At 56.0% G+C, this 16,489-nt stretch carries 17 protein-coding genes and 1 riboswitch; of the genes, 10 read left to right on the top strand and 7 right to left on the bottom strand.

The annotated features are described in order from the left end of the window. Positions 1–11 precede the first annotated feature (11 nt). Genes GN111_RS29085 through GN111_RS29070 form a run of 4 tightly spaced genes read right to left on the bottom strand, consistent with a single transcriptional unit; the run spans position 12 to position 3,381 of the window. Entirely contained in the window at positions 12–1,682 is a 1,671-nt protein-coding gene (locus tag GN111_RS29085; protein ID WP_155307107.1) for a TPM domain-containing protein, read from the bottom strand. After that, a complete protein-coding gene (locus tag GN111_RS29080; RefSeq protein WP_155307106.1) occupies positions 1,657–2,259 on the bottom strand; it encodes a LemA family protein in 603 nt (200 codons plus the stop codon). The genes GN111_RS29085 and GN111_RS29080 overlap by 26 nt, the downstream gene beginning before the upstream one ends. Positions 2,260–2,282: 23 nt before the next feature. Then, entirely contained in the window at positions 2,283–3,011 is a 729-nt protein-coding gene (locus GN111_RS29075) for a LemA family protein (protein WP_155307105.1), read from the bottom strand. A gap of 16 nt (positions 3,012–3,027) precedes the next feature. After that, positions 3,028–3,381 (bottom strand): DUF2089 domain-containing protein, encoded by a 354-nt coding sequence (locus tag GN111_RS29070; protein ID WP_155307104.1) that lies wholly within the window; start codon positions 3,379–3,381, stop codon positions 3,028–3,030. Between the two features lie 263 nt (positions 3,382–3,644). Between GN111_RS29070 and GN111_RS29065 the strand changes: the two genes are divergently transcribed. The 5 genes from GN111_RS29065 (at position 3,645) to GN111_RS29045 (ending at position 8,652) form a co-directional block, all read left to right on the top strand. Then, positions 3,645–4,565, top strand: coding sequence for a prenyltransferase (locus GN111_RS29065; RefSeq protein ID WP_155307103.1), 921 nt, complete (start codon positions 3,645–3,647; stop codon positions 4,563–4,565). A 32-nt stretch (positions 4,566–4,597) separates the two neighbouring features. Next, a complete protein-coding gene (locus GN111_RS29060) occupies positions 4,598–5,989 on the top strand; it encodes a deoxyribodipyrimidine photo-lyase (RefSeq protein WP_155307102.1) in 1,392 nt (463 codons plus the stop codon). 50 nt (positions 5,990–6,039) lie between these two features. Continuing rightward, positions 6,040–6,147, top strand: a riboswitch (TPP riboswitch). Between the two features lie 56 nt (positions 6,148–6,203). Continuing rightward, positions 6,204–6,938 (top strand): ABC transporter ATP-binding protein, encoded by a 735-nt coding sequence (locus GN111_RS29055; protein WP_231715596.1) that lies wholly within the window; start codon positions 6,204–6,206, stop codon positions 6,936–6,938. After that, positions 6,935–7,708, top strand: coding sequence for an ABC transporter permease (locus GN111_RS29050; RefSeq protein WP_155307100.1), 774 nt, complete (start codon positions 6,935–6,937; stop codon positions 7,706–7,708). The genes GN111_RS29055 and GN111_RS29050 overlap by 4 nt, the downstream gene beginning before the upstream one ends. After that, positions 7,708–8,652 (top strand): ABC transporter substrate-binding protein, encoded by a 945-nt coding sequence (locus GN111_RS29045; RefSeq protein WP_155307099.1) that lies wholly within the window; start codon positions 7,708–7,710, stop codon positions 8,650–8,652. Before GN111_RS29050 ends, GN111_RS29045 begins: the two co-directional genes overlap by 1 nt. A gap of 60 nt (positions 8,653–8,712) precedes the next feature. Here GN111_RS29045 and GN111_RS29040 read toward each other — a convergent pair whose 3' ends face one another. The 3 genes from GN111_RS29040 to larB all read right to left on the bottom strand — a co-directional run bounded on the left by GN111_RS29040 (position 8,713) and on the right by larB (position 11,607). Next, on the bottom strand, positions 8,713–10,215 hold the full coding sequence (locus GN111_RS29040; protein ID WP_155307098.1) for a multiheme c-type cytochrome: 1,503 nt from the start codon (positions 10,213–10,215) through the stop codon (positions 8,713–8,715). 405 nt (positions 10,216–10,620) lie between these two features. Then, a complete protein-coding gene (locus GN111_RS29030) occupies positions 10,621–10,800 on the bottom strand; it encodes a hypothetical protein (RefSeq protein WP_155307096.1) in 180 nt (59 codons plus the stop codon). Between the two features lie 21 nt (positions 10,801–10,821). Then, a complete protein-coding gene (gene larB / locus GN111_RS29025; RefSeq protein WP_155307095.1) occupies positions 10,822–11,607 on the bottom strand; it encodes a nickel pincer cofactor biosynthesis protein LarB in 786 nt (261 codons plus the stop codon). A 517-nt stretch (positions 11,608–12,124) separates the two neighbouring features. Here larB and GN111_RS29020 point away from each other — a divergent pair. From GN111_RS29020 to GN111_RS29000, 5 genes are all read left to right on the top strand, one after another. Beyond that, entirely contained in the window at positions 12,125–13,648 is a 1,524-nt protein-coding gene (locus tag GN111_RS29020) for a phospholipase D family protein (RefSeq protein WP_170302507.1), read from the top strand. Between the two features lie 108 nt (positions 13,649–13,756). Further along, entirely contained in the window at positions 13,757–14,137 is a 381-nt protein-coding gene (locus tag GN111_RS29015) for a hypothetical protein (RefSeq protein WP_155307093.1), read from the top strand. 66 nt (positions 14,138–14,203) lie between these two features. Further along, positions 14,204–14,548: a hypothetical protein gene (locus GN111_RS29010; protein WP_155307092.1), complete on the top strand. Its 345-nt coding sequence runs from the start codon at positions 14,204–14,206 to the stop codon at positions 14,546–14,548. A 177-nt stretch (positions 14,549–14,725) separates the two neighbouring features. Then, complete coding sequence (locus tag GN111_RS29005) at positions 14,726–15,349, top strand: DUF4136 domain-containing protein (protein ID WP_155307091.1); 624 nt, start codon at positions 14,726–14,728, stop codon at positions 15,347–15,349. A gap of 437 nt (positions 15,350–15,786) precedes the next feature. Next, positions 15,787–16,338 carry a lipocalin family protein gene (locus GN111_RS29000; RefSeq protein WP_155307090.1) on the top strand — a complete coding sequence of 184 codons (552 nt, stop codon included), beginning with the start codon at positions 15,787–15,789 and terminating at the stop codon, positions 16,336–16,338. Positions 16,339–16,489 lie beyond the last annotated feature (151 nt).

The following is a 16,489-nucleotide window of genomic DNA, read 5'->3' as shown; positions in this document are numbered from 1 at the left end:
GGGGGTCTCTCTCATTTCTTTGCGGCCAGCCACTGGTTGAGCTTGGTCACCCTCAGGGGGTGGCTGCCCTGGTAGGTTCTTGTCCGGTCCCGATGAAGGTAAAAGCGGTTTTTGTAAGTGCTTCGACGCGGATCGAGTTTGAGTGCCTTGTTATAGAGCCATGCATATGTGTAAGCTAGGTAGAAATGCGCATAGCAGTTGTCCGGTTTGGTAGCCAGTGCTTGCTCGAATGCATCTGCCGCCTTTTTGTATTCTTTTTTCCGATAGCAGATATACCCCCTGAAGTTGTGGCCGAATGCATCGCCGGGGGCTCGTTTCAGATATTCGTCAAGCATCTTGAGCGCCGTATCGTACTGGTAATGCGCATTGACGTGAGCAATGGCGAGATATTTATACGGCCGCGGGTCATCGGGATTTTCAGCCCGAGCTTTTTTCAGCAGGGCAATGCTTTTGCGGCTCATGGATGCGATGGTGTACAGCCTTCCCAGGGTCATGAGAGCATCGAAGTCCTCCGGGCTGGCCTGATATGAAGCTTCCTGCTCCAGTATTCGGTTAGCCAGTTCGACATCTCTTCCAATGGTATAAAGATCTTCTCCTTCGAGGGGGATATCCTGACCCTTGAACTGAAAAGCGTCCATCAAAAGCCCCATGTGCGGATATTCGGAAAACTCCACCCCCCATTCAGGAGCCGGTCCCATGCGGATGAAACGGCGCTGATGGACCAGATCGAACTGCCATCCCTCGAATGTCCGGCTCAACAGAAAGGGGGAGTTGTCCCATCCCTTTTTCTTGCCGAACCAGACCACCGCATAATTGCCTTCACGACGAATTTCATACGGTCTATTGGCGTAGGTCCGGAACTCCTTTTCAAAGCGGGAGTCAGGCATATTGGTAAAGTCGCGGTAAGTGAGCCGAGCCAGGGGCGTGAATACGCCCACATAGGGGTCGCGCACCTTGTCCTGCCAGCGCCGGATCATGGTTTGCCAGGCTTCATCGGGCGTTTGTCCGGCAGGGTAGTCGTTGTTGACGGTACCCGAGAATTGAATCTGCTGGAATTCTTCATCCAGATCCCGAAGCGCACCGGCGCCCTGGGACAGATATTCGGTATCCAGCCGATCGATGTCCGCCGGCGTGTACTTTCCCCGGTATTTGACCTGGGAACGGGCTTCCAGTTCCTCCATCACGGCAATCAGGCCAATTTCCAATTCTCCGGCGGCAAACCGCGGCTGCAATTGCAGGTCTTCGATATACCCAGTAAACATATCCGTGAACACATCTTCCAGTTCCAGACCGACCTCAAGCTTTACCTCTTTGGTGTCGTCCACCAGCAGCAGAAGAATTCCCCGGCCTTGATCGTCCCTCCCGACATCCCAGTTGGTGAAGAGTTTTGCTGCGGCCTGGTTCACCGAGTATTTCCCCTGCAGTGACGGCACGGCGGCGATGAGGATTTCAATATGGTAGCGATCATGGATGGTGCTCAGATAAAGATCGGCGGACTCGGTGACGTCCTGCATGAGTCCCACATAATCGAAAATCCGTCCGTCGTCATCCGGTCGTTGTCGGATGAATTTTTCAAGGTCGAACGCCTGCTCCCGGGAACAGGCAAGCAGCCCCGCCAACACCACGACGAAAAAAATTCGCCTTTTTATCGATGCGCTAAAATTTCGCTTGGACCGGTTCATAGGCGTCTTCTTTGGCTTCGAAATACTCGGCTTCCTGGTAGCCGAAAATGGGAGCGATGAGGACTCCGGGGAATTTTTCAATTTTTGAATTGTAAATACGAACCGCACTGTTAAACCGCTGCCTGGCCACGGAAATCCGATTTTCCGTTCCTTCGAACTGGTCCTGCAAGGCTAAAAAATTGGAGGAGGCTTTCAGGTCGGGATAGTTTTCAACAAGGGCAAAGATGCCCCGGATGGATGAGGTTACCTGGGCTTGGGAAGTTTCAAGGGCCTTCATGGTCTCAGGGGTATATCCATCCCTGGCAAGCCGGTCCAAGGTGTTCTGGGCATGGGTCCGGGCCTCGGTTACCGAGGTCAGGACACTTTTTTCGTGGGCCGCATATGCCTTGACGGTTTCAATCAGATTTGGCATCAGGTCCAGGCGTCGCTGACAAACGGCGCCGATCTGGGCCTTGGCTTCTTCCACGCGTTTGTCTGCATCCACAATGCCATTGTGAACCAGTATGAGCGCCACGCCGAAAACAGCAACGATTGCGATAAACGATGCCGCCAGCAACAGGGTAATCTTGGTATTCATCGTTAACTCCTTATCTATTGGCTTTAACAATAGGTTGCCTTGTCAAACGAAAAAATCATGGCGACGGCGGAAAACGGAAAGGTTTCAAGCAGTCCGTTGTAATTGCCCGCATTATGGTTATGCCATTTCGTAATGGCGGTAATCCGGTTTTCAGTCTCCACCAGCTGATCGAACAACTGCTGAAAGTTCCGATCGGATTTGATTTCGGGATAATCTTCCACAAGGGCTTCAATAGCAGATGAGGAGCGATCCGATTCCCGATCACCGCTGGCGGATTTCCCGGCCGATTGGGAGCGTTCGAGCGTCACTTTTTCGTGGATGCCGGACTCATGTGTCGAAAATTTGCCGATGCATTCCCAAATTTGGGGGACCAAAGAATCTTTTCGATCCATCTCATTGACCATCAGCGCGAGGGTTCGTGCAATTCCCTCTTTTTTCCAGGCCAGTGTATTGAACATGATGAGCAATACCACCGCCAGGCATCCAAATGTAATGAGCACCAATAACAATAGAAAAAACAGGGGCTTATTTCCCGAGTTGAGAACCAACGCTGCGAAGAGAAAGAAAAAGAGGATGCCGGACACAATCAGAAATTTTTTTATGGAAGGCGGCTGGGTGTTTTTCGATTCAGCGGGTTGCCGTCCTGTCTTTCGCTGATTGGATTCCTTTACGGAGTCACTGAGCATCCGGGCCTGTTCCTCGCTCAGAATACCCTGCTCCCGCATCTTTTCAATATGATCGAACTCTTTCATCACGATTCACCATGGTTTACAGATTTCGGATGATGTTGGCCGCACTTTCGGGACTGAGTTTCCCTGCTTCCACTTTTTGAAGTATTTTTTGTTTATACGTATCCTGATCGCCGGAAACCTGCTTCATCTTTCGGATAATGGCATTCAGCCGGGAACGAATCGTCGGATAGGTAACCTGCATAATCTCTGCCATTTTTTTCAGACTGCCGCTGTTGAGCACGAAAAGCTCGATAAAAAGCTGTTCGTCTTCCGAAAGCGAAAGAATCGGAGACGTAAAAAATTCACCCTCGATACTGATCTCGCACTGGAGGCATTTGAGTTTCTGCACTTTCATGCTGCCGCCACATAGTGGACAATGGTCGATATTCATGGATCCCTTCCTCCCTTGGAAAGTTATTTATTTTAATTTTAGCAAACTTGTCAAGCATAATTTTTTAATAATATTAAATTATTCGCGTATTATTTTTTAAAATATGGCCTCGTAGAAAATCGCCAGACATGTCATTCCCGCGGAAGCGGGAATCCATAACCAGTAAAAAGTGCTCTGCGAGTGAAATGCAAACCGGGAATCGTGAGGGGCTATCCAATCGCAGACGAATCTGATACACAGTTTTCTTTATCGAGGAGACTGTTATGAAGAATCTGCTGCTGTGGATAATGGAAACCAGGCCCCAGTTCCTCACGCTTTCAGTCGTGCTTGCCTTTCTAGGTACTGCAATCGCCTGGTACTATGGCACGGTCAACATAGGGTACGCTCTGCTGGCCGGTTTCGGCCTGATGCTGACCCACGGCAGTGTCAATGCCATCAACGATTATTTCGATTACAAGAGCGGCATCGACCTGAACGTCGAGCGGACCCCCTTCAGCGGAGGCAGCGGGCTTGTGCCCGGAGGCAAACTCCCGTTGAACCAGACCCTCTGGGTGGGGACGGTCACTTTTCTGGTTGCCCTGCTGATCGGCATCTTTTTTATCGCCGTAAAGGGCTGGCTGTTGCTGCCGCTTATCGTTGCAGCCGCCCTGTGCCTGGTCCTCTATACACCGGTGATTCTGAAAACGCCCTGGCCCGAATGGTCGCCGGGGCTGGGGCTGGGCATCCTGCCCATCCTGGGATTTTATTTTGTCCAGGCCGGCAGGTATGACTGGATGGTCCTGATTGCCTCAATTCCCAGCGGCATCATGGTGCACAACCTGCTCCTGCTCAACGAGTTTCCGGATGTGGAGGCCGACAGAAAAGGCGGCCGGAAAACCACTCCGGTCCTGTTTGGTATGGATGCTGCGGCCAAGTTATTCAGCATCGCCACCATCGCGGTGTATGGCTGGATCGTCGCCTGTGCACTGGCGACCTTTGTACTCGGCAGGGTGGTCATGCCGGTATATTGCCTGATTGCGCTGCTCGCCCTGCCATGGGCCGTTAAAGCCATTCGGGGGTCAAAGGAATATCGCGACAGGGCCAGACTGATACCTGCCATGGCAGACAACGTAACGTTTATTCTGCTCACCCATGTTCTTCTGGGAGTCGGCTATATCCTGGAGAAGCTGTTTCCAATGTTCTGAGTCCATTTACCGGCAAAGGAGTCTTGGAAGTCATGGACATCGATCCCGAGCGCATTGCCACTCTCAATGACCGACCTGTCCAAAAAGGCAGCTGGGTGCTGTACTGGATGCAGCAGTCCCAGCGGGCTCACGACAACCCGGCCCTGGAAACTGCCATTTTCCATGCCAACCGCCTGAATCTGACGGTACGCGTCGTTTTCATCCTCACCGACCGCTATCCGGAAGCCAACCTGCGGCACTACCGCTTCATGCTGGAAGGTCTTGCACAAACCCGCGGGGAGTTGGCCCGTCGGCGAATCGGCATGCAGGTGATCAAGGGAGACGATCCTCAGGCGGCGCTCGCCCCCCTGCTGAAAAAAACGGCGCTGCTGGTCTGCGATGTGGGCTACACGCGCCATCAGCGAACCTGGCGCCGGGCCGTTTCGCAATCCTGCCCCTGCAGCGCCCTGGCCGTAGAAGGGGATGTGGTCGTACCGGTGGCCGTCACCTCGCCCAAAGCCGAGTATGCGGCCCGGACCATCCGGCCCAAGATCCACCGCCACCTGGAGCACTTTCTGGTCCCCTGCCCCCGCTACCGTCCCGAATACCCATCGGATGAAAATTCATGGCAGAGTCTGGACCTGGCCGACATCGACGGCATTATAGAGGGGCTCGACCTCGACCACTCCGTACCCGCCGCCTCTGTTTTATTCAAAGGGGGCCCCGCAGAAGCCCGCAAGCGCCTGCAAGATTTCATCTCCCATCGTCTGGCCCGCTACACGCGCAACCGCAACCAACCCCAGACCGACGACATCTCCCACATGAGCCTCTACCTGCACTTTGGCCAGATCTCGCCGGTGGCCCTGGCCCTATCCATCCGCAATGCATCCACCGGCGACCCGGAAGACCGGGATGCCTATCTGGAGGAGTTGATCGTGCGCCGGGAACTGGCCGTCAATTTCGTCTATTATACGAAGGACTACGACCAGTACACCTGCCTGCCCGCCTGGGCGCAAAAAAGCCTGTCCGAACATGCCGCGGACAAACGCCCGATTGTCTATGACCGGCAGACCCTGGAGGCGGGCCGGACCCACGATCCCTATTGGAACGCCGCCATGGCCGAGATGTGCGCCACCGGATTCATGCACAATTACATGCGCATGTACTGGGGCAAAAAAGTCCTGGAGTGGTCGCCATCGCCGCAGGAGGCCTATGACACGCTGCTTTTCCTCAACAACCGGTACTTCATCGACGGCCGCGACCCCAACTCATTTGCCGGCGTGGGCTGGGTTTTCGGACTGCACGACCGCGCCTGGTTCCAGCGGGATATTTTCGGCAAGGTGCGCTACATGGCCGCCTCGGGCTTAGAGCGCAAGTGCGATATCCAGGCCTATGTCAAGAAGGTGGCGGCCCTTTCCCGTATGGCCGACCGGTCCATGAGTTGAATCCTCGTTGTTCGTTTGACACCGGTTGCAAGCGGTGATAATGGATAGTCCTTCTTTGCTGGGGGAGCCGATCGAATCGGCTGAGAGGAGGCTGAAAGCCTCGACTCCTATAACCTGATCCGGGTCATGCCGGCGTAGGGAAGTCAACTGCACAACTTCTTTCTTCCTCCCAGCTGCCCCCGGTTCATTCAGTACTCCGGTGGGGTGTCGTTTGTTGATCATCGAAAATGTGACCAAGCATTTCAACGGCCTTCCGGTGGTCTCAGATGTCAGTCTGACCGTACCGGGAAACGGGTTCACCGTGCTGATCGGCCCTTCGGGCTGCGGGAAAAGCACGCTGTTCGATCTGCTCATGGGGGTGTTGCCCATGGAGACCGGACGGATCCAATGGTGCAGGAAGGCGGTGCCCGACCTCAATCGCCTGGCGGCCTACATGCAGCAGTCCGACCTGCTGCTTCCCTGGCTGGGGCTGGCCGACAACGCCAGACTGCCGGCTGACATTGCCGGGGAACCGATAAAGGAATCCGGCCGGCGCGTCCAAGACCTGTTCGACCGGCTGGGGCTGGCCGGTTTTGAAAATCACCTGCCGTCCACGGTTTCCGGCGGCATGCGTCAACGCTGCGCGCTGGCACGCACCCTGATGTTCGGCCGCGACATCGTATTGCTGGACGAACCCCTGTCCGCCCTGGACGCCATTACCCGCCGCAGCCTGCAAAAAATGCTGGGCCTGCTGCAGACCGACTTCAACAAAACCATTCTCATGGTCACCCACGACATCGAGGAGGCGCTGCTGCTGGCCGACGAATTGCTCGTGCTGACGCCTCCGCCCATGCAGATCGCGGCCCGCATGGGCCTGGAACATCCCAAGCCACGGCGCATGGAAGACCTGGATCTCTTGGCCATCAAGAACCGGGTACTGGCCATGCTGCAGGAGAAAAGATCCTCATGAAACCGTCATGGCTCGTACCGATCTCCATCCTGACGGCGTTGGTCGGTCTCTGGGAAATCGGCAGCCGGATCAGCGGCTTGCCAGCTTTCATCCTGCCCGCGCCCAGCCAAATTCTCCGGGTGTCGGTGGTTCACGCGCCCCAACTGCTGCCCCACGCAGGCGTCACTCTCTTGGAAATTGTCGCGGGCATTGCCCTGGCGCTGGCCGTGGCCGTTCCGCTGGCGGTAGTCATGTTCGCCCGGCCGTCCCTGGAAAAAGCCCTGGCCCCGTTCCTGGTGGCTTCCCAGGCCATCCCTGTTTTTGCCCTGGCTCCCTTGCTGGTCGTCTGGCTGGGCTACGGAATCGCCAGCAAGGTGCTGATGGCAGCCGTGATCATCTTTTTTCCCATCACGGTCAGCCTGCTGGAAGGATTCAAAAGCTGCGATCATGCCTACCGCGTTCTTTTTCGTCTGATGGGCGCCAGTTTTTGGCAGGCCCTGAGGCGGCTTTACTGGCCCTGGGCCCTGCCCTATTTTTTTTCCGGGCTGCGGGTGGGGGTGTCGGTGGCCACCATCGGAGCGATCATCGGCGAATGGGTTGGCGCCCAGCAGGGGCTGGGATACCTCATGATCCAGTCCAATGCCCGGCTGAAAACCGACTGGGTATTTGCCGCCATCCTCTGGCTGTCCCTGATGGGGCTGGCGCTCTGGCACGCGGTGGGCTGGCTGGAACACCGGTATCTGGCCTGGAAAGCCCCATCCGATCAATCATCTTTAGGAGGAACGATTTAATGAAACGCATTTTATTCGCCCTGATTCTCTTCACCGGTCTGGCCTGGAACGGCCCGCTTTGGGCCGAAACGCCCCTGACCCTCATGCTGGACTGGTTTCCCAATGTGGACCACCTGCCCATTTATGTGGCCCAAGAGAAGGGCTTTTTTGACGAGCAGGGGTTGGCTGTTGAAATTCTCAGCCCGTCGGATACGGCCGACGCCCTGAAACTGGCCGCCGCCGGAAAGGTCGATCTGGCCGTCTCCTACGAACCCCAGACGGTGATGGCCGCGGCCCGGGGAATCGATGTGCGCGTCGTGGGCCGGCTGATCGAACATCCGTTGACCACCCTGCTCTATCTCAAATCCAGCGGTTTCACGAAACCGGCCGACTTGAGCGGCAAAACCATCGGATACACGGTTCCCGGCCTGATGGATGTTCTCATGGATGCCTTTGCCAAGGTCAACGGCATCGAAAACTACCGCCTGGTCAACGTGGGATTCTCCATCGTACCGGCCTTGAGTGCCGGACGGGTGGACGCGGTCATGGGACCGTTCAAAACCTACGAAACGGTGACCATGGCCGCCGAGGGCCTGGAGGCGGGCTTCTTCGAACTGGAGAAATGGGGTATTCCCGATTACGACGAACTGGTTTTCATCTGCGGCGCCGAAACCCTTAGCCGTGAGAAAAAACGGATCACAGCTTTCGTGAAGGCGGTGGCCCGGGGAATCGAGGTGATCGAGGCATCGCCCGAGGCCGCCCTGGCCGCCTATTTCCAGGCGGTTCCCGATGCCGACCGCAAGGTCGAAACGGCCGCCTTTCGCCTGACGCGCCCCTATTACGCCAAACGGCAGGTGTGCGATCCCGAGCGCTGGCAAACCTTTGCCGATTTCGCCCTCAAGCACGGCCTCATCGAACGTCCGGTGGCCGTTGCGCCTCTGCTGCCGGCCCTGGACGCAGACTGACGGCGCTCCAAGTGCCCGCCCCCAATGCTCCTGATGTCAGGGGAGCCGGGACAGCCATTTTTATCGTTTTTTCTTGAGAAGCTCCCGGGTCTCCTTCCAGTCCTGCATGTCCATCAGCGCCCGGGTCAGGTGGTAGCGGCCGTCTTCGAATACGCCATAATCACCACCACCGGCCATGGCGGCGACGAATCGGATATTGTTGGCGTAAAGCAGCCAGATGTCGCTCCAGCGGCGTTCGATATACTCGTCGAAAAGACTGCCGCCGGAATCGGGTCCGGCGGCATACCCGTTTTTCCAGATTGCCTGCATCAGCTGAGTCGCCGCCCGAACCGAGCGGTTGGACACGGTGATGGTGTTGTCCAGGCGTTGAAAGTACCCTTCGACCCAGGAGGTGTCGTGGCAGGCCAGGCAGGTGCGCTGCATGGTGGAGCGCCGCCTGGCCATCTCGTCATCGGCGATCAAAAAGTCCGCTGCGAAAGTCCCGTTTAGATCCGTGGGCAGCGGCAGGCCGGCCCGGTTTCGGATCACCGTGGTGTCCGGGGATCGGGGCTGGGGATGGGCGTAGACCAATCCGAAAATGCGCCAACCCAGGCGATCGCTCATCTGATGGGTTCGCGCATTGATGGTCTCCCCGTCCGGGGTGGCGGTCAGGCTGATGTGGCAGGTCGCGCAGGTGGGTGCCTGGATGTCGGTACCGATGGTCCACGGCACGGCCTCGAAATCCCAGTGGCGGTTCATGGAAGAAAAAAGGTTGCCGTGCTTGCTGGCCGAGTAGACCTTGAAGGCGGGAACGTCCGGCCCCACATGGCACTCCTTGCAGGTGTAAGGCTTGCGGGCCGTCTCGATGGAGAACCGGTGGCGGGTGTGGCAGGCCGAACAAGCCCCCCGGCTGCCGTCCAGGTTGACCCGGCCCACACCCTGGTTGGGCCAGTTGGCGATAACCGGGAATTCGAGTTCACCGGCATCGGTGTCGCGGACCTGGGTACCGGTGACCGTCAAACGGGTGCCGTGGCAATAGTAGCAGGCATCCGCCCGGGTCATCGCATTGGCCGGCGAGAAATGCACCCTGTCGGGCCGCACCTCGCCGGTTCCCAGGATGGTACGCTGCAGGTCGGCGTAAAGATGGTTTTCGGAAAGATTCTTTTCGGCCAGGGCCATGATGTTCCTGGCATACTGCTCTCGCTCGACGGCGTGGCAGGTGGCGCAGTCGTCGGGACTGACCACCACGTGGATATCGTAGCCGTTGTGCTCAAAGGTATCCGCATGGGACGCCCCCCTGAGGGTGTGGCACTCGGCACACCCCACGCTGGTGCCTTTCAACGGGTCGGGAATCTCCGTGCTCGACACGCGCCGTTGCGCTCCCGTTTTCGCCATGGCGGTTTGAACGGTCGTTGCGGCATGGCGGCTGTTCTGCCAATCAGCAACGATGCCGGGATGATAGATGCTATGGCAGTCCAGGCACTCCTGGGTGGCGTCGCTGACGGAGACATCCGCACCAGAGGCGCTGCCATAACCCAGGACAAGCATCGGGATCAGAACGAAAAAGCAATGCCATTTTTGCATACAAGCCTCCATGATGGATTGTTGGTGTGTGCACCCGAAAACAGGCCGACGGGGTCGTGATCGAGCCCCGCGCAACCGTCCCCCACAGACGCCCCGACCTAAAATAGGCGATTGTCGAGCTTGCCGCAGATTCAAGGCAGACGTCGTGGCGCTATAGTCGGCTATGCGCCGCGGCGGCTCGCCGAAAATGCGGTGAGATCGGCAATCCCGGAGGGTTTCGCCTCTTGAGGCAAAAATTGTACGTAAATTGTTGTAATTATATCCTTACCTAAATTACAAAAAAGGCGAAACGCCTACAAGGTCCGAAGAAAGCGCCCTTGGGAGGCGCATCGTCGATATGCCGAGGAGGTTCCTTTATGCGCAACAAAGATATCGGGTCGATCGGCCGGTGATGGGGGACACGACTCAGGCCTTGGGCATCCGATAGGTACCATCCAGCCGTGCAACCATATCGTCGTAGCGATGCATGAGCCGCTCTTTCTGCTTATCGACCGCGGCCTCATCCAGTCGCCCTTCCCGGAAAGCCCGCTCCAGGACTGCCAACTCGTTGTCATACCACCGGTCCGGATCGAAATTGTAGGTCATATCGACGGTTCCGTAAAAACCTTATAGCGGAGGATTTTGCGATGTCCCGGCGGCACGGTCGGCCATGCGGTTGATCAGCGATGCCGCGTAGCCGGCACCGTAGCCGTTGTCGATATTGACAACGGTGACACCGTTGGCGCAGGAGTTGAGCATGGTCAACAGAGCCGCCAGGCCGCCGAAACTAGCGCCGTAGCCGATGCTGGTGGGGACGGCGATTACCGGCTTGTCGGTCAGGCCGGCCGTTACGCTGGGCAGGGCTCCGTCCATGCCGGCCACGACCACCAGTACGCTGGCCGATTGAATTATCTTTCGTTTGGCCAGCAGGCGATGAATGCCGGCAACCCCCACGTCGGCAAGCCGCTCTACCCGGTTGCCCATCACCTCGGCGGTGACGGCCGCCTCTTCGGCCACGGGAATGTCCGAGGTGCCGGCGCACATCACCAGGATCGTGGTGCGGGTGGGGGGAACCGGCTGGCGGTTGATCACCGCGATGCGGGCCGCCGCGTGGTATTCCACCGACTCGCCGATGGCCTGCAGGGCCTCATAGACATTGCGGTCCGCCCGGGTAGCCATGATATTGACATTTTTTTCCAGCAGCCGCCGGGCGATGCCGACCACCTGCTCCACGGTTTTTCCCTGGCTGAAAATGGTCTCCGGATAACCGCTGCGCAGGGAGCGATGATGGTCCACCATGGCATAGCCCAGATCGGCGTAAGGCAGGTCCTTCAATGTTTCCAGGGCATGATCGACGGAAAGGTCGCCCTTTTTCACATTTTCAAGCAGGTCTTTGAGTCGGTCTGCATTCATCGTTGCGTCTGGTTCCTCGCAAAGTAGATTTTCACCCCATCTACCGGCTTTGGCCGCTGCCTGTCAACGAATTCGTTTAGTGCAGTGCTACCGGTTGTCGTTGAAGCGCCACCCTATTTAAAGATCGTGGCACGCAACCATCGCTTACGTATCAATAAACGGGCTACAATTATTGAGATAATCAGCCACCCCCGAATTCAGACAATGACAAGATTGCCCAAAGTATTGTCAACTATTTTGTCGGGTGAAAGGCCTTGAAAAGTATGATCAACGAATGCTTTGATCGTCATCAAATTCTCGAACGTTGGTGTTTGACTCATGCTAAGATTTTAGTTAATTAAAGAAACAACCCTACTGCGAGCAGCAGAGGATCAACATTGGTCCCTCATAATAGCTGCATGGTTTCATACCGCAAAGTGAAAAAATGATCGTATGGTCTTCATCCGAGTACTTTCTTAATAATTTTTTATTGTTACGTAATGATAAATCAAGGCATTGGTCCCTTCAGATCAGCGTGTTGGCGTTTTTCGTATGGCTGGTTCTCTTCCTCCACGGGTGTTCAACCCTTACCGTTCCGCCGCCATCGTCATCCGCGGTCTATGCGCTGCCACCGTCGGCGAGCGGTGTTATCGCCAAGACCTCCCATCGGTTTTCGACGCTTCATGCGCCGCCTGCCTCCGGCTTTCTGGCGTTGTCCGACAATCAAGCCGCCTACGAATGGCGCCTGACCCTGGTCGATCAGGCAGTGCAATCCATCGATGTGCAATATTTTATCTGGCAAAACGATGCCACCGGATTGATGTTGTTCGAGCGATTGCTCCAGGCAGCGGACCGCGGCGTGCGCGTGCGCATGCTGGTGGACGATTTTGTGTTTGCCGCCAAAGACCGCAACATTGCAGCGATTACACGGCATCCCAATTTTGACATTAAAATTTACAATCCCGGTCGAGTCCGCGACAGCACCCTGGGGGGCATCGGTGAATTCATACTCTATTTTAAGGAACTGAACCGCCGCATGCACAACAAGCTGTTTGTCGTCGACAATCACATGGCCATCGTCGGCGGGCGCAATATCGGCGACGCGTATTTCGGTCTCAGCAATAAATACAATTTCCGCGATCTCGATGTGCTGGTCGTCGGTTCGGTCGTCGAGGAAATTTCCCATGCCTTCGACGAATACTGGAATACCGAGCTGGCCTATCCCGGTAGCACCATGTTCGACAAAGCCACCATTGACGATCTGGCCGATTTGCGAAGCCGGGTAAGTGATTATCTGAAAACCCAAAAAGACCGATTGACCACCTACCTTGAGCCGTCATCCGGTTCCATCGATGCCCTCGAGCAGCTACCCCGGATCATGGCCATCGGAGAGGCGCACTTCATTCAGGACGATCCGGTCATGGTGGACGGCGAACAGTTGAGACTGATCGATATGCTCGACCACATCGCCGACCCCAGTCAATCCGAGCTGACTTTTGTGACCCCCTACCTCATCCCGGTGAAAGGGTCCCTGGAAGAGTTGGCGCAAACAGCAGCCCGGGGTGTCGAGGTAAACATGCTGACCGGGTCCATGGGGGCCAACAACCATACCGCAGCCCACAGCCACTATAAAAAATACCGCCGGTCTATCCTCGCCACCGGAGCCAACCTCTATGAGTTCAGGCACGATCCTGCCCCCAAAATACAGGCCACCAGCAACGTTGAACCCATCGAGGCGCCGTTCATTTCCCTCCACACAAAGGCCATCGTCGCCGACGGGAAGCGCTGCTTTGTTGGCTCTCTGAATCTGGATCCGCGCGCTCTTGATATCAATACCGAAAACGGCCTATATATTGATTCCCCTGGTTTATGTGGTCAGTTGGCCAGGGAATTCGAAACGCTTTTGGCCCCCGACAACGCCTGGCGGGTCTATTTGAATAATGACAACGCGCTCCGGTGGGAATCCAGTTCAGGTACAACGTCCATTCAGCCGGCGCGGAGCTTCTGGCAGCGCATCGCGGATTTTTTCTTTCGGCTGCTGCCCATCGAAAGCCAACTATAGCGCTCAGCATCGTTTCGTTAAGCGGAAAAAAGGTCACCGACGGGCCGATCATGGCCCGAATGTTTACCAGCGCGAATGCCTTGGGCTGGCTATTCAAAGGAGGACTCCATGGCAACGATGAAATGGTTCGGCGTGTTCCTGTTGGCAAGTCTTGTGGCGGGAACGCCAACTCCGCTATTCGCTGTTGATGAACAGCGGCAGGCGTATGACAAAATGGTGGAGGAGGCCACCCGCGAGGCAGATGAATACACAGAAGAGAAGAAAATAGAACAAGCCGAAGCTGCGGAGAAGAGAAAAAGCCATAGCAGTAACGCCGCGGATCCGCGCGTTGAAAAAGAACGGCAACGAATTGAAGTTGAGATGCAAAAGCTCAGTGAACGGGGGCTGGGACCCGATTTTACCGAAGGAATGCGGTCGGCAAAACTGCAAGAGCTGCAGACGCAGCTTGATCGGTTGAACAGAGATCCACAGGCCTACTTTGGAGAGTGATCGTTGCCGTCGCACCATCACCTTACAAACAGGTACTTCGCTATCTGCCGCATCTGCGGCGTAGTCATGCCTTTGCATCTATTGATTTTTTTACGGCGCAGGCATGAACGGGTCTATCTGGTGTTCGCCATAATGGCTCTGTGCTGCGGATTGGCAGCGCTGTTCGATATCCGCATGCACCTGGCCTTGGATGTCGCCGGCTTCTTTTGGGCACTCAAGGCCAACAATACGGTCCAAGTGATCCTATGGATCGCCTTTGCCTGGTTCATCAAGCTTTCCACCCGTGATCATCACCGCCTGCCCGCAACGCTGGGGCCAGGTCTGTGTGCCCTCGCCGGCGTCGTAAAATTGATATTTTCCCCACAGCATCCGAAGCACCAACAGCGAATCGGTGTCCACCCTTACGGGTGATGCGGTTGTGCAGGCCTGGGACAAAGGCATTTTGATGCGATAGGAAGCCGCAATGGACCTGGCACGCCAGGCCTTTGCCAAGATGCCCTATTCGCCAGCCATCAATTAGACGACCGTTTGATCATTTTCGAAAGCCAAGTCAATCCCGTTTATTCGTACAAAGGAGGTCATTTAACAATGCAAAAAATGAGAATTACGCTGCTGGTGGCAACCCTCGGATGTTTTCTGATAGCCTGCGGGGGATCACGCTTCCAAATGACCCCCACCCACATGGAGGAAGTAGCGGCAGGCAAGCCCATCAGTAATACGCTGATAATTGTAGTCGTTGACGACCAGGAAATCAGGTCGATTTTTGAGAACCATTTCAAGAAGTGGCTCGCGGCCAAAGGTGTAGAGGCGATTATCAGCATCGAGGTGCTTCCCGTCCAGAAGGGGACGCAACTGGAAAAATCGGCGATTGCCGAGGTTATTGACAGGTATGAGAATGACAGCGTCCTGATTACCCATCTGGTCGGCTTTGATGAGGCCGAAGTGTTCAGCCGAGGCGAACCGGAGGTTTACCGAACCTACTATGGCTTTTACAGATATTCGTGGGGGTATAGTCGTTGGCCCGTCATCATTAGCGAAAACGTACAATTCACGTTAGAAACCTGTTTGTACGACACAAAATCCGAATCACTGCTGTGGGCGGGGGAGTCGCAGCTGACCAACCCGGAGACCACCGGGAAAGCCATCGGTAAGGTTGTGGAGGCGGTCATGAAGGAGCTTGAGAAGAACGAACTGCTGCCCAAAACGTCATGACCGCATGGCAGCGGCGATCCCTGAATCGTTGCGTGGAATGGCAAGGAATCACCATGGCAGGGAGCGAACCGGAAGAAAAGGGTTCTCTCTTACGGTCGGTTGACCTTATCGATGCCAGAGTCTGGTGTTGAACGACATGGGATTGAGGGCTGGACGGCCGCTTGGCGCATCGAAAGACGGCGAAGCAGCGAAACCAAATCAATAGACACCCATTGTAGGACCGTTATGCCAAAATGGCCCGGCTGCCAGATTAAACCGGAGCACTTTCGGAGCGTGTTTGGCGATATCGCCAGTGGGGGAGGTCACTGCCGTCGGCGCAGAGCGGCGACACCCTCATTCTACCGGTGCATCCGTTGATCGGTCCCCCATCATGGCGACCGAGGTCCAAAGGTACCCGTGCATGGTTAATCGTTAACCTTCAGCAAGAAGGAGCCATAATGATTCGAACAACCAAATGGATTCTCACCATTGCTTTGCTTCTTTGCATTTCCAACCTGTCCGGCGTTGCTGCGGCAGCTGAAAAATCCGGTCCACTCGTCACGGTACCCTACGTGGATCTGCACCGCTACCTGGGCAAGTGGTACGAAATTGCCAGCTACCCGGCGTGGTTCCAAAGGGGCTGCACCGGATCCACAGCCGAGTATGCCCTGCTGCCCGACGGCCGCATCCGGGTGATTAACCGCTGTTATAAAAACAGCCTCGACGGCCAGCTGAAAGAATCGACGGGCAAGGCCGAAGTGGTGGACAGAGCCTCTAACGCACGATTGAAAGTCTGTTTTTTCTGGCCCTTCAAGGGGGACTACTGGATTATCGATTTGGATCCGGTCTACCAGTGGGCCGTCGTGGGCGTGCCGTCGCGCAAATACTTGTGGATCCTCAGCCGGACGCCGTCGATGGACGAAGGCCTCTACAACGGCATTCTACATCGGCTGAACGCACAGGGGTATGATCCGTCACTGCTGCGGCGAACGCCCCAGCCAACTGAATAAACCCCTGAAAGAAGACTCCGATGAAAACAATTAGCCGGCAGTCATTAGTCATGAACACTGCATTTCTCTTATTACTTTTAGGGCAATCAGTCCTGGCTGAGGAGTGGGATATAGAGGAAAAACCATAGGAGAAATTCGATGCCAATTTCGG

The sequence above is a fragment of the Desulfosarcina widdelii genome, from assembly GCF_009688965.1.
GTDB classification, from domain to species: Bacteria; Desulfobacterota; Desulfobacteria; order Desulfobacterales; family Desulfosarcinaceae; genus Desulfosarcina; species Desulfosarcina widdelii.
This window is presented reverse-complemented; position numbering and strand designations above follow the sequence as displayed.

Coding starts and splice junctions, on each gene's coding strand:
- GN111_RS29085 (WP_155307107.1), bottom strand. CDS start 1,682: ATGAACCGGTCCAAGCGAAATTTTAGCGCATCGATAAAAAGGCGAATT.
- GN111_RS29080 (WP_155307106.1), bottom strand. CDS start 2,259: ATGAATACCAAGATTACCCTGTTGCTGGCGGCATCGTTTATCGCAATC.
- GN111_RS29075 (WP_155307105.1), bottom strand. CDS start 3,011: ATGAAAGAGTTCGATCATATTGAAAAGATGCGGGAGCAGGGTATTCTG.
- GN111_RS29070 (WP_155307104.1), bottom strand. CDS start 3,381: ATGAATATCGACCATTGTCCACTATGTGGCGGCAGCATGAAAGTGCAG.
- GN111_RS29065 (WP_155307103.1), top strand. CDS start 3,645: ATGAAGAATCTGCTGCTGTGGATAATGGAAACCAGGCCCCAGTTCCTC.
- GN111_RS29060 (WP_155307102.1), top strand. CDS start 4,598: ATGGACATCGATCCCGAGCGCATTGCCACTCTCAATGACCGACCTGTC.
- GN111_RS29050 (WP_155307100.1), top strand. CDS start 6,935: ATGAAACCGTCATGGCTCGTACCGATCTCCATCCTGACGGCGTTGGTC.
- GN111_RS29045 (WP_155307099.1), top strand. CDS start 7,708: ATGAAACGCATTTTATTCGCCCTGATTCTCTTCACCGGTCTGGCCTGG.
- GN111_RS29040 (WP_155307098.1), bottom strand. CDS start 10,215: ATGCAAAAATGGCATTGCTTTTTCGTTCTGATCCCGATGCTTGTCCTG.
- GN111_RS29030 (WP_155307096.1), bottom strand. CDS start 10,800: ATGACCTACAATTTCGATCCGGACCGGTGGTATGACAACGAGTTGGCA.
- larB (WP_155307095.1), bottom strand. CDS start 11,607: ATGAATGCAGACCGACTCAAAGACCTGCTTGAAAATGTGAAAAAGGGC.
- GN111_RS29015 (WP_155307093.1), top strand. CDS start 13,757: ATGGCAACGATGAAATGGTTCGGCGTGTTCCTGTTGGCAAGTCTTGTG.
- GN111_RS29010 (WP_155307092.1), top strand. CDS start 14,204: ATGCCTTTGCATCTATTGATTTTTTTACGGCGCAGGCATGAACGGGTC.
- GN111_RS29005 (WP_155307091.1), top strand. CDS start 14,726: ATGCAAAAAATGAGAATTACGCTGCTGGTGGCAACCCTCGGATGTTTT.
- GN111_RS29000 (WP_155307090.1), top strand. CDS start 15,787: ATGATTCGAACAACCAAATGGATTCTCACCATTGCTTTGCTTCTTTGC.